The organism is Streptomyces sp. NPDC056361, from assembly GCF_042262805.1.
Classification (GTDB): domain Bacteria; phylum Actinomycetota; class Actinomycetes; order Streptomycetales; family Streptomycetaceae; genus Streptomyces.
This window is the reverse complement of the sequence record NZ_JBHJQI010000058.1, coordinates 34,116-49,554: the sequence shown is the minus strand read 5'-3', so window position 1 is coordinate 49,554 and position 15,439 is coordinate 34,116. Positions and strand designations below refer to the sequence as shown.

Below are 15,439 nucleotides of genomic sequence, written 5' to 3'. Positions count from 1 at the left end.
CATCAACACAAAAAACTTCCTACGCCGAGCCTCATTATTTATATAAACCTCCGAGGTGGTGGACGCGGACCATGTTGGTGGTGCCGGGGACGCCGGGGGGCGAGCCGGCGGTGATGACCATGGTGTCGCCGGCGTTGTAGCGCTGGAGCTTGAGGAGCTCGGCGTCGACGAGGTCGACCATGGCGTCCGTGGTCTCCACGAACGGGACGAGGAAGGACTCGACGCCCCAGCTCAGGGTGAGCTGGTTGCGGGTGCCCTCGTCGGTGGTGAAGGCGAGGATCTGCTGCTGCGTGCGGTAGCGGGAGAGGCGGCGGGCCGTGTCGCCGGACTGGGTGAAGGCGACCAGCGCCTTGCCGTCCAGGAAGTCGGCGATCTCGCAGGCCGCGCGGGCGACGGAGCCGCCCTGGGTGCGCGGCTTCTTACCCGGGACCAGGGGCTGGAGGCCCTTGGAGAGGAGCTCCTCCTCGGCCGCGGCGACGATCTTCGACATCGTCTTCACGGTCTCGATCGGGTAGGCGCCGACCGAGGACTCGGCCGACAGCATGACCGCGTCCGCGCCGTCCAGGATCGCGTTGGCGACGTCGCTCGCCTCGGCGCGGGTCGGACGGGAGTTGGTGATCATCGACTCCATCATCTGGGTCGCGACGATGACCGGCTTGGCGTTGCGGCGGCACATCTCCACCAGGCGCTTCTGCACCATCGGGACCCGCTCCAGCGGGTACTCGACGGCGAGGTCGCCACGGGCCACCATGACCGCGTCGAAGGCCGCGACGACGGCCTCCATGTTCTCGACGGCCTGCGGCTTCTCGACCTTGGCGATGACCGGGACCCGGCGGCCCTCCTCGTCCATCACCTTGTGGACGTCCTTGACGTCGTTCGCGTCGCGGACGAAGGAGAGCGCGACCATGTCGCAGCCCATCCGCAGGGCGAAGCGGAGGTCGTCGACGTCCTTCTCCGACAGGGCGGGCACGTTGACGGCCGCGCCGGGCAGGTTGATGCCCTTGTGGTCGGAGATGACACCGCCCTCGACGACGATGGTCTTGACGCGGGGGCCGTCGACCTCGACGACCCGCAGCTCGACGTTGCCGTCGTTGATCAGGACCTGGTCGCCCTTGGAGACGTCGCCCGGCAGTCCCTTGTAGGTGGTGCCGCAGATCGACTTGTCGCCGGGGACGTCGTCGGTGGTGATGGTGAACTCGTCACCGCGCACCAGCTCGACCGGTCCCTCGGCGAAGGTCTCGAGGCGGATCTTGGGGCCCTGGAGGTCGGCGAGGACGCCGACGGCGTGCCCGGTGTCCGCGGAGACCTGCCGGACGCGGTCGTACCGCTCCTGGTGCTCTGCCTGGGATCCGTGGCTGAAGTTGAATCGGGCCACGTTCATGCCGGCCTCGATGAGAGCCTTCAGCTGCTCATACGAGTCGACGGCGGGGCCCAGCGTGCAGACGATTTTGGAACGGCGCATGAGGCGGATCCTATCGGTTTGTTTCACTGCGGAATATTCCGTCTGGCGGAAAGTACAAATGGGCGCGGGCCCGCTCAGGCGTTCACTCGTTCGAGCTCTCGGTGCCGTGAACGAGCGCGTAACTCTGGCGCGCGATCTCCAGCTCCTCGTCCGTCGGCACCACGGCCACGACCACCCGCGCGTAGTTCGGCGAGATGATCCGCGCCTCGTCGGAACGTACGGAGTTGAGGTCCGCGTCCACCGCGAGCCCGAGCTCCTCCAGACCGGCGATCGCGGCCTCCCGCACCGGGGCCGCGTTCTCGCCGACCCCAGCCGTGAACGCCACCGCGTCCACCCGGCCGAGCACCGCGTAGTACGCGCCGATGTACTTCTTCAGACGGTGGATGTAGATGTCGAAGGCGAGCGCCGCCCGCTCGTCGCCCTCGTCGACACGGCGGCGGATCTCCCGCATGTCGTTGTCGCCGCACAGCCCCACCAGGCCGGACTTCTTGTTCAGCAGCACGTCGATCTCGTCCGCCGACATGCCCGCCACCCGCTTGAGGTGGAAGGTGACCGCCGGATCGATGTCGCCCGAGCGGGTGCCCATCACCAGGCCTTCGAGGGGCGTCAGCCCCATCGAGGTGTCCACGCACCGGCCGCCCGCCACCGCCGAGGCGGACGCGCCGTTCCCCAGGTGCAGCACGATCACGTTCACCTCCTCCGGCGCCTTGCCGAGCAGCTTCGCCGTCTCGCGCGAGACGTACGCGTGCGACGTGCCGTGGAACCCGTACCGCCGGATCCGGTGCGCGTCGGCGGTCTCCCTGTCGATCGCGTACCGGGCCGCCGCCTCCGGCATCGTCGTGTGGAACGCGGTGTCGAAGACCGCCACCTGCGGCAGGTCGGGCCGCAGCGCCATCGCCGTACGGATGCCGGTGAGGTTCGCCGGATTGTGCAGCGGCGCCACCGGCACCAGCCGCTCGATCTCCGCGAGCACCTCGTCGTCGATCACCGTCGGCTGGGTGAACCGCAGCCCGCCGTGCACCACGCGGTGGCCGATCGCGGCCAGTTCGGGGGAGTCCAGGCCGAGCCCGTCCGCCGCCAACTCCTCCGAGACCGCCTTCAGCGCGGCCGCGTGGTCCGCGATCGGACCGGTCGTCTCGCGCTTCTCGCCGCCCCCGCCCTGGAGCGGCGTGTGCACGAGCCGCGAGGTCGCCTCGCCGATCCGCTCGACGAGCCCCTGGGCGAGGCGGCTGTCGTCGCTCATGTCGAGCAGCTGGTACTTCAGCGACGAGGAACCGGAGTTGAGGACGAGGACGCGGGTGGGCGCGCTCGCGGGAGACGGCTGGGCGGTCATGCGGGGAGCTCCTGACCCTGGGAGGGGACCTGGGACTGGATCGCCGTGATGGCGACCGTGTTGACGATGTCGCTGACGAGCGCGCCCCGCGAGAGGTCGTTCACGGGCTTGCGCAGACCCTGGAGCACCGGGCCGACGGCCACGGCGCCGGCCGAGCGCTGCACGGCCTTGTAGGTGTTGTTGCCGGTGTTGAGGTCCGGGAAGATCAGCACGGACGCCTGCCCGGCCACCTCCGAATCCGGCAGCTTCGTCGCCGCCACGGACGGCTCGACGGCGGCGTCGTACTGGATCGGCCCCTCGATCCGCAGCTCCGGATGGGCCTCGCGGACCAGCTTGGTCGCCTCCCGCACCTTGTCGACGTCCGCGCCCGAACCGGAAGTGCCCGTCGAGTACGAGAGCATCGCGATCCGCGGCTCCACGCCGAAGCGGGCCGCGGTGGCCGCCGACTGGGCCGCGATGTCCGCGAGCTGCTCGGCGTTCGGGTCCGGGTTGACCGCGCAGTCGCCGTAGACCAGGACCTTGTCGGCCAGGCACATGAAGAACACCGAGGAGACGATCGAGGCGTCCGGCTTCGTCTTGATGATCTCGAAGGCCGGGCGGATCGTCGCCGCCGTCGAGTGCACCGAACCGGAGACCATGCCGTCGGCCAGACCCTCCTGGACCATCAGCGTGCCGAAGTAGTTGACGTCCGAGACGACGTCGTACGCGAGCTCCACGGTGACGCCCTTGTGCGCCCGCAGCGCCGCGTACTTCTCGGCGAACGAGTCGCGCAGTTCCGACGTCTGCGGGTCGATCAGCTGCGTCTCGCCCAGGTCCACGCTCAGGTCGGCGGCCTTCTTGCGGATCGTCTCCACGTCGCCGAGCAGCGTCAGGTCGCACACGTCCCGGCGGATCAGGACGTCGGCGGCGCGCAGCACCCGCTCCTCGGTGCCCTCCGGGAGCACCACCCGGCGGCGGTCGGCCCGCGCCTGCTCCAGCAGCTCGTGCTCGAACATCATCGGGGTGACCCGGCCGCTGCGGGCGACCGAGATCCGCTTGAGCAGGTCGGCGGTGTCCACGTGCCGCTCGAAGAGGCCGAGGGCGGTCTCCGCCTTGCGCGGGGTGGCCGCGTTCAGCTTGCCTTCGAGGGCGAACAGTTCGGTCGCGGTCGGGAAGCTGTTGCCGGGGACCGAGATGACCGGGGTGCCGGGCGCGAGGCGGGCCGCCAGGGTCAGGATCTCCTCGCTGGGCCGCTCGTTGAGGGTGAGCAGCACGCCGGCGATCGGCGGGGTGCCCGCCGAGTGCGCGGCGAGCGCGCCGACGACCAGGTCGGCCCGGTCCCCCGGGGTGACGACGAGGCAGCCGGGCGTCAGCGCGTTGAGGAAGTTCGGCAGCATCGCGCCGCCGAACACGAAGTCCAGGGCGTCGCGCGCGAGGCCCGCGTCGTCGCCGAGCACCACGGACGCGCCCAGCGCGTGGGTGATCTGGGCGACGGTGGGCGCGGCGAGCGCCGGCTCGTCGGGCAGGACGTAGCAGGGCACGGGGACCCGGGTCGCGAGCCGCTCCAGCGCCGCGAGGTCCTCGCCGGCCACCCGGTTGACGACCATCGCGAGCACGTCGCAGCCCAGCCCGTCGTACGCCCGGAAGGCGTTGCGCGCCTCGGCCCGTACGGACTCGGCCGTCTGGCCCTTGCCGCCGACCACCGGTATGACGGAGGCGCCGAACTCGTTGGCGAGGCGCGCGTTGAGCGCGAGCTCGTCGGGGAGCTGCGTGGCGGCGAAGTCGGTGCCGAGGACGAGGACGACCTCGTAGTCGCGGGCGACGGCGTGGAAGCGGTCGACGAGCCGGGACACCAGTTCGTCGGTGCCCCGCTCGGCCTGGAGCGCGGAGGCCTCGTGGTAGTCCATGCCGTAGACCGTCGCGGGGTCCTGCGACAGCCGGTAGCGGGCGCGCAGCAGGTCGAAGAGCCGGTCGGGGCCGTCGTGCACCAGCGGCCTGAACACCCCCACCCGGTCCACCTGGCGGGTGAGGAGCTCCATGACTCCCAGCTCGACGACCTGGCGGCCGTCACCGCGGTCGATCCCGGTCACGTACACGCTGCGCGTCACGCCGTGGTCTCCTGTCCAGTCCTGCGGAAGGGGCCGAGCGGTGCCTCGCGGCACTTCGCGGCCCGTGCGTCAATCGACAGTGCTCAGAAAGCCCCGATAGGGCGGCATCACCCCCTTGACAATACCTCCGCCGATGGTTAAGTCGCCCGCCGGGCGAAGGGCCCCGAAGCCCGGGACGAAAGGCCTCCGAAAGGCCTCCGGAGGGTCACCCGGAGGGACGCGCGGAAGGACGACGAGCACGGCCGTCAGGTCCGCCGTGTGAGAATTGCCGAGGCTCACCACGGACCGCGACCGAGCAGGAGACACAGCACGATGCGCATCGGAGTTCTCACCGCAGGCGGCGACTGCCCCGGCCTGAACGCAGTGATCCGGTCGGTCGTGCACCGGGCGCTGACCGGCCACGACGACGAAGTCATCGGCTTCGAGGACGGGTTCAAGGGCCTTCTCGACGGCCACTACCGACCCCTCGACCTCAACGCCGTCAGCGGCATCCTGGCCCGCGGCGGAACCATCCTCGGCTCGGCCCGCCTGGAGCGGAACCGGCTGCGCGAGGCCGCCGAGTCCGCCCCCGACCTGGCCCGGCAGTACGGCATCGACGTCCTCATCCCGATCGGCGGCGAAGGCACGCTGACCGCCGCCCGGATGCTCTCCGACGCCGGCATGCCCGTCGTCGGCGTCCCGAAGACCATCGACAACGACATCTCCTCCACCGACCGCACCTTCGGCTTCGACACCGCCGTCGGCGTCGCCACCGAGGCGATGGACCGCCTCAAGACCACCGCCGAGTCCCACCAGCGGGTGATGGTCGTCGAGGTGATGGGCCGCCACGCCGGCTGGATCGCCCTGGAGTCCGGCATGGCCGGCGGCGCCCACGGCATCTGCCTCCCCGAGCGCCCCTTCCAGGTCGACGACCTCGTCAAGATGGTCGAGGAGCGCTTCGCCCGCGGCAAGAAGTTCGCCGTCATCTGCGTCGCCGAGGGCGCGCACCCGGCCGAGGGCTCCATGGACTACAAGAAGGGCGAGATCGACCAGTTCGGTCACGAGCGCTTCCAGGGCATCGGCAACCAGCTCGCCGTCGAGCTGGAACGGCGCCTCGGCAAGGAGGCCCGCCCCGTCATCCTCGGCCACGTCCAGCGCGGCGGCACGCCGACCGCGTACGACCGGGTGCTCGCCACCCGCTTCGGCTGGCACGCGGTCGAGGCGGCGCACCGCGGCGACTTCGGCCGCATGACCGCCCTGCGCGGCACGAACGTCGAGATGGTTCCCCTGGCCGAGGCCGTCACCCAGCTCAAGACGGTCCCCGCGGACCGCATGCGCGAGGCCGAGTCCGTCTTCTGACGTCGGCCGCCCGACGGGGCCTTTGGCCGGGGCCTTGGCCCGGCCCGTCGGGACCTCCGTCCCGACCTGTCCCGGATCCGGACCGGGACCCGGACATCCGAGAGTGGCCCCGACCGTCCCCCCGTGGACGGTCGGGGCCACTCGGCTGTGCGGGGGCGTCACCCGCCCCGGCGGAATCGCCGGGTTCCACTCTTGAGTCCGGGCCCGAGATCAACAAGGCTTGGGCCTGTCCCGGACATGTCCCAACCCTGTCCGGCGGAAGGGGGAGACGCGATGACGCCGGGGGAACGGGCCCCAGACCCGCGGGAGGCACGGAACCCCGCCGAGTTCCTCGCGCGGCTCCAGGCCCTCAAGGACTGGTCCGGCCTGACCTATCGCGACCTCTCGGCCCGCGCGCAGGCACACGGCGACGTCCTGCCCCGCTCGACCGTGGCCAACATGCTCGCCCGCCCCACCCTGCCCCGCGACGAGCTCCTCACCGCCTTTGCCCGCGCCTGCGGGGTCACCCCGGAGGACCTGGAGACCTGGCGGACCGTACGCGGACACCTGGCGCGCGGCGGCCGACAGCCGGCGGGGGCGGGAGCGGGGGCGGCAGGGGTGCCGGAAGCGGCGGGGGGTCCCGAGGCGGTAGGGGGCCCGGAGACGGCAGGGGATCCCGAGGCGGTAGGGGCGGCGGGAGGTCAGGAGGCGGCGGAGGTCTCGGGAGGCCCGGCGGTGCCGGGCGCGGCGGAAGCTTCGGGCGGCTCGGGAGGCTTGAGCGGCTCGGGAGGCTTGGGCAGCTCAGGTGGCTCGGGCGGCTCGGACGCGTTGCCGGCCGTGCCTCCCTGGCCCGGCGAGTCGCCGGTGGAGGAGGCGGACGGGGCACGCGGTCCCCGGTCCCGGATACGCAGGACGCTCGTCGCGGCGGTCGCGCTGGCCGGGCTCGTGCTCGCCGGGGTCAGTGTCGTGGCCGTCCTGAAGGACGGGCACGGCGGGCATCCGCCCCGTACGGTCACGGCGCCGGCCGCCGGGGACGTACGCATCCGGGTGGTCGGCACGGACCACTGCCTCGGCGAGCGGCGCGGGGCCAGGACCGGACAGATCCACCAGGTGCCGTGCGCGGGGGCGGGCGTCCCGCTCTACTCGCTGACGGAGACCGGCGGGGGCAGGTGGAGGATCGTTTCGGACCACCCCGACTACGGCCCGGGCTGCTCCGGCATACCCTCGGGCGGCCGGATACCCGGCGCCGCCTTCGAGGACTCCGAGTGCGGCGACCCGAGCCGGGTCGAGGAGTTCACCCTGGAGCCGTACGGCACCCCCGTCGAGGGCTACCGGATCGTCCCGGTCGACTCCGCCACGCCCGGCAGCTGCGTCACCGTCACCGGCGACCGCACGGCCGCCTGGGCCCGGCTGGCCCAGGCACCCTGCGCACCGGACGCCGCCGGCCAGCTCTTCGACTTCGACCGGCGGGACTGAGCGGGCCGGGCGGGCGACGCGGGCGTCCTCGGGGGCGGGTGCCTTGGGCGGAGGCCCGCCTCGTCGGCGGGTGTCTTGGGCGGAGGCTGTCCTAGGGGGCGGGTGTCCTGGGCGGAGACCGGCCTCAGCCGAGACCGGCCTCAGGGGCAAGTGTCCTCAGCGCAGGGCCGCGAGCGCGCGTTCGGCGACCTGCACGGCCTCCGGTTCGCAGGTCTTGGCGGGGTCTGCCACGTCGTCCCCGAAGGAGACCGCGGCGCGGACGACGAGGTTGCCGTCGCGCACCTGCAGCGAGCAGTCCTCGTAGGACGACGGCGGCGCCCAGTACGCCTCGTCGCCGAAGGCGAGGTCCGCGGCCCGGCCGCCGGTGGACTGCTGGGCGAAGTCGGCCCGTTGACGGTCCGTCGCGGCGCCCCTCGTGCCGGTGGGGAGCTTGAGGTTCCACCAGATCTCGGCGGCCTTGCCGTTCTTGTCGTCCGGCTTGCCGGCGGACCAGAAGCAGCGGGTCTCCGGGCCTTCGGCGCGGACGACGGAGAAGTCCCGGTTCGTCTCCCGCTCGTACGAGGGCAGCCGGAGGGTCGACTCCGCGCAGGTGGGCAGCGTGCGGTACGTGTCGTCCGCGGGCCTCAGCAGGAAGTACCCGCCGACGCCGGCCCCCGCCACGGCGAGCGCTCCCGCGGTCACGAGGGCGAGGGTCCTTCCGCGCCTCCGCCGGGGCGCCGGCGGCAGGGCGTCCGGCGCGGTCACGGGGCCTCGGGCCGGGGCGGTCACGGTCGCCATGGCGGCGGAGGACGGAGCGGCGGCGGCTGAGGCCGGGGGAGCGGCCGAACCGGCGGCCGGGGAGGCGGCGGGAGCGGCCGGCGCTGTCATGGCTGAGGCGGCGGGCGAGGCGGTGGGCGTAGCGGCGGCGGTGCCGACCGGTGCCGGTGCCGGTGTCGAAGCCGAAGCAGATGCCGGTGTCGGCGCCGATGTCGGTGTAGCCGCCGGCGGACGGCCGGGTGGTACGGCGAGTGTGGGCTCCCGGCCGGGGGGACCGTCGAGCAACGCGGCGATGCGGGACTGCTGTTCGGCGACCATCGTGTGGACCGCCGGGGGCCAGACGCGGGCGGCGGGCGCGACCGGGCCGAGGAGTTCGATGAGCCGGGCCGGGGTGGGCCGGGCGGCCGGGTCCTTGGCGAGGCACGACTCGACGATCCCGCGCAGTCCGGCGGGCACGCCGCTCAGATCGGGCACCCCGTGCACCACGTTGGAGAGGATGCGGAAGGTCGAGGTGCCGGCGAACGGGGAGTCGCCGGTCAGCGCGAGCACCAGGATCGCGCCGAGCGAGAACACGTCGCTGGCGGGGGTGAGTTCCCTGCTCTCCGCCTGCTCGGGCGACATGAACGGCGGCGAACCGATCACCCAGCCGGTCTGGGTCAGCCGCGTCGGCTCCGTGCCGCCCCCGGGCTCCGCCGCCCGCGCGATGCCGAAGTCGATGACCCGGACCCCGTCCTCCGCGAGCAGGACGTTCTCCGGCTTGAGGTCGCGGTGGATCAGCCCCACCCGGTGGATCTCGACGAGCGCCGTCGCCAGTCCGAGGGCGAGCCTGCGCACGACCGCCTCGGGCAGCGGACCCGCCTCCCGCACCACCGACCCCAGCGAGGGGCCGGTGACGAACACCGAAGCCAGCCAAGGGAGTTCGGCGTCCGCGTCGGCGTCCATCACGGCCGCCGTGTACGCACCGGACACCCGTCGGGAGGCGGCGACCTCGCGCCGGAAGCGGGCCCGGAAGTCGGCGTCGGACGCGAACCGGGCGTGCACCAGCTTGACGGCCGCCAGCCGGCCGTCGTGGGCCGCACCCAGGAGCACGCGGCCCATGCCCCCGTGGCCGAGCTCGGCGAGCAGCCGGTACGGACCGACCCGCGTCGCCTCCGAGTCGTCGAGCGGTTCCATCGCAAGCCCCCCACGGCGCCGCGGCGCCCTCTGTCCGGTCCCGCGCCCGCCCGGCCCCGTGCCCTCCACCGCGAACGCGGCAAGATCCTACTGACTCGTGAGGCCCCGGGCGGGGCCTACGGGCCTTCCACCAGGCGGGCCCTGAGCCTCACCACCACCGCCGGGTCGAGCCCGACGTGACCGGTGACGTATCCGTACACCGAGCCGTGCCGTTCGCGCAGGTCGGCGAGGAAGAGGCGGATGATCTCGGCGGGGGCGCGGCCGTAGCCGGGCCAGCGGAGTTCGCGGCCCGGGTGGGTGGCGTGCCAGTCGGCGACGAGGCGCTCGGTGGCCAGCTCGGTCAGGGCGAAGTCGGCGAGGACGTCCTCGTCGGCGACGTCGAGGAGGCCGAGGACGACGGCGGCGAGCAGCCCCGTGCGGTCCTTGCCCGAGGCGCAGTGGAAGACCAGCGGCCCGTCGGCCGCGGCGATGACCTCCAGCGCCGCACGGAGCTCCTCCGCACCGTCCTCGGCGACCTCGGCGAACCGGTCCGCGAGGTAGCGCCACGGGTCGAGTTCCGGGTCGATCTCCGCCTGGTCGTACGGGCGGTGCTCGATGGAGAAGTTGTGCCAGGCGATGCCCTCGGTCTCCGGCAGGCGCCCCTTCCCGTCGATCTCCCACGGGTAGCGCAGGTCGATCACGGTGGCCACGCCCAGCGCGCGGAACCTCTGCAGATCCGCCGGTTCGGCGTCCCCGAGCTTGGCCAGGGAGTCGGCGCGGTAGAGGGTCTCCCACCGCACGGTCCCGCCGTCGGCGGTCCGATAGCCGCCCAGGTCACGGAAGTTGTGGAGTCGTTCGAACGTTATGTGTCGTCTCACGGGCGCCAATCTACGGCCCGTGACCACGGTGATCCAGGAAGCCCGCCGCCTCCGGAACCGGCAGTCGACCAAGGAACGGATCGTGGTCGCGTGACCTGCCGCCGGGCGGGAACCCGCCGCCCCGGAACCGGTCGGCGAGAGGTCGGCGAGCGGCCGGCGAACGGGTTCGGGCGACGACGGGAAGGCGACGACAGGCCCTAGGCGCCCACCGCCGCCCAGAAGTGGCCGGTGATGCCGTCGAGGTACGCGCGGCCCTCGTCGCCGGTCGCGCCCGACGCGCCCCAGCTGCTGGTGGCGGCCATCCGGGCGTGGTAGTCGGTGTGGAGCCGCTGGAGCACGGACTCCAGGGTCCGCTTGGGCAGCGGAAGCATCTTCACGGCCGGTTTCACGTAGGCCTGCCAGCGGGTGGTGGCGGCGTCCCGCAGCAGCTCGGCGAGGGACTCGTCGCCGCCGGTCGCGGTGATGAGGGCGCGCGGGCCGAGGCCGAGGACCTCGGCGAGGGCGGCCGTCTGGCGCTCGGTGCCGCGCCACCTGCCCTCGTCCTCCATGCGCTGGTACGCGTGGGCGGCCACGCCGACGCGGCGGGCCAGCTCCTCGGAGGACAGCCCGCGGGCCATCCGGTGCTCGCGGAGGGTGGAGGCGGTGGCGATCAGCTCGGCGGGGGAGCACCACAGGACGCCCGCGAGGGCGGTGAGCTCCTGTTCGCCGGGGACGGCCCGGCCGCGCTCCCAGGCGGCGACGGTGTCGGGGTTGACGAGGATGCCGTACTGGGCGCGCAGGCCGTAGGCGACGTGGCCGTGGGCCATGCCGAGGGCCTCGCGCAGCCGGCGCGCGGCCTGGGCGTCGAAGGGTGGGGAGGGTTGGTGCACCCGGCCACGGTAGGTGCGGAGGGTGACGGCTGGCTACGGTGCGTTCGCCCAACACGCGGGGTCGTAGGAACGTCGGAACCGATCAGTAACCGCGGCCCCGCCCGTCGAGCCAGCGGTACTGGAGTTCGGGCCGCCCTATCTGCCCGTACTGCGGGGCCCGCACCGCCCGGCCCTCGGTGACCAGGTGCTCCAGATAGCGGCGCGCGGTGATCCGGGAGATCCCGACCGCCGTCCCCGCCTCCGCCGCCGTGAGCCCGGCCGGCGTGTCCCGCAGGGTGCGGGTGACCGACTCCAGGGTCGGACCGCTGAGGCCCTTGGGGAGCGTGGCCGGCTGCGGGGCCCGCAGCGCGGCGAGCGCCCGGTCCACCTCGTCCTGCCCGGAGGCCTCCCCGGCCGCCGCCCGGAACTCCGCGTACCGGGCGAGCCGGTCCCGCAGGGTCGCGAAGGCGAACGGCTTCAGGACGTACTGCACGACGCCCAGCGACACGCCCTCCCGGACGATCGCCAGGTCGCGGGCCGACGTCACGGCGATCACGTCCGCCGCGTGCCCGGCCGCCCGCAGCGCCCGCAGCAGCTGGAGCCCGTGCCCGTCCGGCAGGTACAGGTCCAGGAGGATCAGGTCGACCGGCGTCCGGTCGAGGATCCGCACCGCCGCGGCCCGCGAATGCGCCACCCCGACGACCGTGAACCCCTCGACCCGCCCCGCGTACAGCGCGTGCGCGTCCGCAGCGACGGGATCGTCCTCGACGACGAGGACCCGCAGGGGTGCGGTGCTCACGCGATCACCCCTGCCGGGGTGGTGCCGGACGCGGAGTCGCCGGACGCGGAGTCGCCGGACGCGGTGTCGCCCGCCGGGGCGGCCGCGTCCTGCTGTTGCGGCGACAGGGGCAGAGGCAGGGGCCGGGGCAGTGGCAACGGCAGTCGTACGGTGAACTCCGCGCCGCCCGCCGCCGCGTCCGTGACGGTCAAGGTGCCGGAGGCGCGGGACACGGCCTGGCCGACGAGGGCGAGACCCAGGCCGCGGCCGGGGCCGCGGGTCGACCAGCCGCGGCCGAGGGCGGCGTCGCGGTCGGCCGGACGGACGCCCGGACCGTTGTCGCCGACGCGCAGCAGGAGTTCGCCGTCACCGGTGCGGGCGGCGACGGTGACCGTCACCCGCGCGTGCGGGGTGCCGCCCGCCGCCTCGACCGCGTTGTCGATGAGGTTGCCGAGGATCGTCACCAGGTCCCGCGAGGGCAGCGCCGCCGGCACCCGGCCGTCGTCGATGCGGCTGTCCTCGGTGAGGACCAGCTCGACCCCCCGCTCGTTGGCCTGCGCCGCCTTGCCGAGCAGCAGCGCCGCGAGCACCGGCTCCCCGACGGCGTCCACGACCCGGTCGGTCAGGGCCTGGGCGAGCTCCAGCTCGGCCGTCGCGAACTCCACCGCCTCCGCAACCCGGTCGAGCTCGATGAGCGAGACGACCGTGTGCAGCCGGTTCGCCGCCTCGTGCGCCTGAGAGCGGAGCGCCTCGGTGAACCCCCGCTCGGAGTCCAACTCGCCCGACAAAGCCTGGAGTTCCGTCCGGTCCCGGAGCGTGACCACGGTGCCGCGCCGCTCCCCGCCCACCACCGGGCGGGTGTTCACCACGAGGACCCGGTCGGCCGTCAGGTGCGTCTCGTCGACGCGCGGCTCCGCGGAGAGGAGCGCTCCCGTCAGGGGTGCGGGCAGGCCGAGTTCGGCCGCCGGCCGGCCGACGACCCCGTCGTCCAGACCGAGCAGTTCCCGCGCCCCGTCGTTGATCAGGGCGATCCGCCGCCGGCCGTCGAGCATCACGAGCCCCTCCCTGACCGCGTGCAGCGCGGCCTCGTGATAGTCGTGCATGCGGCTCAGTTCCTTCGCGTTCATGCCGTGCGTGTGTCGGCGCAGACGCGCGTTCACCACGTACGTCCCCGCCCCGCCGAGCGCGAGCGCCGCGCCCGCCATGCCGAGCAGGGCGGTCACCTGCTCCCGCACCTGCTCGCTGATCCTCTCGATGGTGATGCCCGCGCTGACCAGGGCGACCACCCGGCCGTCGGCGTAGACCGGCGCGACCGTCCGCACGGAAGGGCCGAGCACGCCGAGATGCGTCTCGGAGTAGAAGCGTCCCTGCCGCGCCTCCTCGATGTGACCGAGGTACGTCCGCCCGATCTGCTCCGGCTCCGGATGCGTCCACCGGGTGCCGTCCGGCGCCATGATCACCACGAAGGCGACGTCCGCGTGCCGGCGCAGCGACTCGGTGTACGGCTGGAGCACGGCCGTCGGGTCGGCGGACCGCGCGGCGGCCGCCACCGCGGGCGAGTCCGCCACCGCCGCCGCGGTCGCCGTGGACTGGCGGCGCGCGGTCTCCTCGGCCTGCGCCCGGTCCGTGACGTACGCGAAGAACGCGCACCCCGCCACGACGACGGCCACCAGCACGACCTGCATCGCGAAGAGCTGGCCGGCCAGGCTGCGGGGGTGGGGGAGGGGGAGGCGCATGCGGGTAAGTGTGCACGGCGGAGTTTGCGCCGGAGCATTGCGTTCCCGAATCGTTCCCTTCCCGCTCGTCCCCTTCGTCCCCTCCCGGCCCGGTCGTCGTGAACGAAACGCACGCAACCGTGACCCCGGTCACAGGCTGCTGGATAGTCGCGGATGTCCACCGGGACGTGGACATCCACCAGCACGAGGAGGACCCCGTGGCCGCACGACGGGACCGCACCCACTATCTGTACCTGGCCGTCATCGGCGCCGTACTGCTCGGCATCGCCGTCGGCTTCCTGGCGCCCGGCGTCGCCGTCGAGCTCAAGCCGCTGGGCACCGGGTTCGTCAACCTGATCAAGATGATGATCTCGCCGATCATCTTCTGCACGATCGTCCTCGGCGTCGGCTCGGTCAGGAAGGCCGCCAAGGTCGGCGCCGTCGGCGGCCTCGCCCTCGGCTACTTCCTCGTCATGTCGACCGTCGCACTCGCGATCGGCCTCGTCGTCGGCAACCTCCTGGAACCCGGCTCCGGACTCCACCTCACCCCGGAGATCGCCGAGGCCGGCGCCAAGCAGGCCGAAGGCGCGAGCGAGACCACCACGGACTTCCTCCTCGGCGTCATCCCCACCACCCTCGTCTCCGCCTTCACCGGCGGCGAAGTCCTCCAGACCCTCCTCGTCGCCCTCCTCGCCGGCTTCGCCCTCCAGGCCATGGGCAGCGCCGGAGAGCCCGTCCTGCGCGGCATCGGCCACATCCAGCGGCTCGTCTTCCGCATCCTCGGCATGATCATGTGGGCCGCCCCCGTCGGCGCGTTCGGCGCCATCGCCGCCGTCGTCGGCGCGACCGGCGCCGCCGCCCTCAAGTCGCTCGCCGTCATCATGATCGGCTTCTACCTGACCTGCGGCCTCTTCGTCTTCGTCGTCCTCGGCGCCATCCTCCGGCTCGTCGCCGGGATCAACATCTGGTCCCTCCTCAAGTACCTCGGCCGCGAGTTCCTCCTCATCCTCTCCACCTCCTCCTCGGAGTCGGCGCTCCCCCGCCTCATCGCCAAGATGGAACACCTCGGCGTCAGCAAGCCCGTCGTCGGCATCACCGTCCCGACCGGCTACTCCTTCAACCTCGACGGCACCGCCATCTACCTCACCATGGCCTCCCTCTTCACCGCCGAGGCGATGGGCGACCCCCTCTCCCTCTCCGAGCAGGTCTCCCTCCTCGTCTTCATGATCATCGCCTCCAAGGGTGCCGCCGGCGTCACCGGCGCCGGCCTCGCCACCCTCGCCGGCGGCCTCCAGTCCCACCGCCCCGAACTCGTCGACGGCGTCGGTCTCATCGTCGGCATCGACCGCTTCATGAGCGAAGCCCGCGCCCTCACCAACTTCGCCGGCAACGCCGTCGCCACCGTCCTCATCGGCACCTGGACCAAAGAGATCGACAAGACCCGCGCCGCCCGAGTCCTCGCCGGCCACGTCCCCTTCGACGAGCAAACCCTCGTCGACGACCACGCCCCCGCCGCCACCGCCGTCCCCGACCAGCGCTCCGACGACGGCGAGGAGAAGGCCCGCGCAGGCGTCTGACCCCCCACGCCCCGGCGGAACGGCTGGGCGCATCGCGGCGGGCGGAGACGCGCCCCGCGA

11 protein-coding genes are annotated in these 15,439 nt (G+C 73.0%); 3 read left to right on the top strand and 8 right to left on the bottom strand.

Annotated features, from left to right (window positions below):
- Window positions 1-34 precede the first annotated feature (34 nt).
- From pyk to pta, 3 genes are all read right to left on the bottom strand, one after another.
- A complete protein-coding gene (pyk, locus tag ACFCY7_RS20370; RefSeq protein WP_376486996.1) occupies window positions 35-1,462 on the bottom strand; it encodes a pyruvate kinase in 1,428 nt (475 codons plus the stop codon).
- A gap of 82 nt (window positions 1,463-1,544) precedes the next feature.
- Window positions 1,545-2,795 (bottom strand): acetate kinase, encoded by a 1,251-nt coding sequence (locus ACFCY7_RS20365; RefSeq protein ID WP_376486994.1) that lies wholly within the window; start codon window positions 2,793-2,795, stop codon window positions 1,545-1,547.
- Window positions 2,792-4,882 carry a phosphate acetyltransferase gene (pta, locus tag ACFCY7_RS20360; RefSeq protein WP_376486991.1) on the bottom strand — a complete coding sequence of 697 codons (2,091 nt, stop codon included), beginning with the start codon at window positions 4,880-4,882 and terminating at the stop codon, window positions 2,792-2,794. The genes ACFCY7_RS20365 and pta overlap by 4 nt, the downstream gene beginning before the upstream one ends.
- 312 nt (window positions 4,883-5,194) lie before the next feature.
- Between pta and ACFCY7_RS20355 the strand changes: the two genes are divergently transcribed.
- Together ACFCY7_RS20355 and ACFCY7_RS20350 are read left to right on the top strand one after the other, a co-directional pair.
- Window positions 5,195-6,220: an ATP-dependent 6-phosphofructokinase gene (locus ACFCY7_RS20355; protein WP_367821924.1), complete on the top strand. Its 1,026-nt coding sequence runs from the start codon at window positions 5,195-5,197 to the stop codon at window positions 6,218-6,220.
- A gap of 273 nt (window positions 6,221-6,493) precedes the next feature.
- Window positions 6,494-7,675, top strand: coding sequence for a helix-turn-helix domain-containing protein (locus ACFCY7_RS20350; protein WP_376486988.1), 1,182 nt, complete (start codon window positions 6,494-6,496; stop codon window positions 7,673-7,675).
- A 156-nt stretch (window positions 7,676-7,831) separates the two neighbouring features.
- Here ACFCY7_RS20350 and ACFCY7_RS20345 read toward each other — a convergent pair whose 3' ends face one another.
- The 5 genes from ACFCY7_RS20345 to ACFCY7_RS20325 all read right to left on the bottom strand — a co-directional run bounded on the left by ACFCY7_RS20345 (window position 7,832) and on the right by ACFCY7_RS20325 (window position 13,823).
- On the bottom strand, window positions 7,832-9,604 hold the full coding sequence (locus ACFCY7_RS20345; RefSeq protein ID WP_376486985.1) for a protein kinase: 1,773 nt from the start codon (window positions 9,602-9,604) through the stop codon (window positions 7,832-7,834).
- A gap of 116 nt (window positions 9,605-9,720) precedes the next feature.
- Complete coding sequence (locus ACFCY7_RS20340) at window positions 9,721-10,461, bottom strand: tyrosine-protein phosphatase (protein ID WP_376486982.1); 741 nt, start codon at window positions 10,459-10,461, stop codon at window positions 9,721-9,723.
- A gap of 197 nt (window positions 10,462-10,658) precedes the next feature.
- Entirely contained in the window at window positions 10,659-11,267 is a 609-nt protein-coding gene (locus ACFCY7_RS20335) for a helix-turn-helix transcriptional regulator (protein ID WP_376487001.1), read from the bottom strand.
- A 145-nt stretch (window positions 11,268-11,412) separates the two neighbouring features.
- Window positions 11,413-12,108 (bottom strand): response regulator, encoded by a 696-nt coding sequence (locus ACFCY7_RS20330; protein WP_376486980.1) that lies wholly within the window; start codon window positions 12,106-12,108, stop codon window positions 11,413-11,415.
- Window positions 12,105-13,823 (bottom strand): ATP-binding protein, encoded by a 1,719-nt coding sequence (locus tag ACFCY7_RS20325; protein WP_376486978.1) that lies wholly within the window; start codon window positions 13,821-13,823, stop codon window positions 12,105-12,107. Before ACFCY7_RS20325 ends, ACFCY7_RS20330 begins: the two co-directional genes overlap by 4 nt.
- A 197-nt stretch (window positions 13,824-14,020) precedes the next feature.
- Between ACFCY7_RS20325 and ACFCY7_RS20320 the strand changes: the two genes are divergently transcribed.
- Window positions 14,021-15,379: a cation:dicarboxylate symporter family transporter gene (locus ACFCY7_RS20320; protein WP_376486976.1), complete on the top strand. Its 1,359-nt coding sequence runs from the start codon at window positions 14,021-14,023 to the stop codon at window positions 15,377-15,379.
- The last annotated feature ends 60 nt before the right edge of the window (window positions 15,380-15,439 follow it).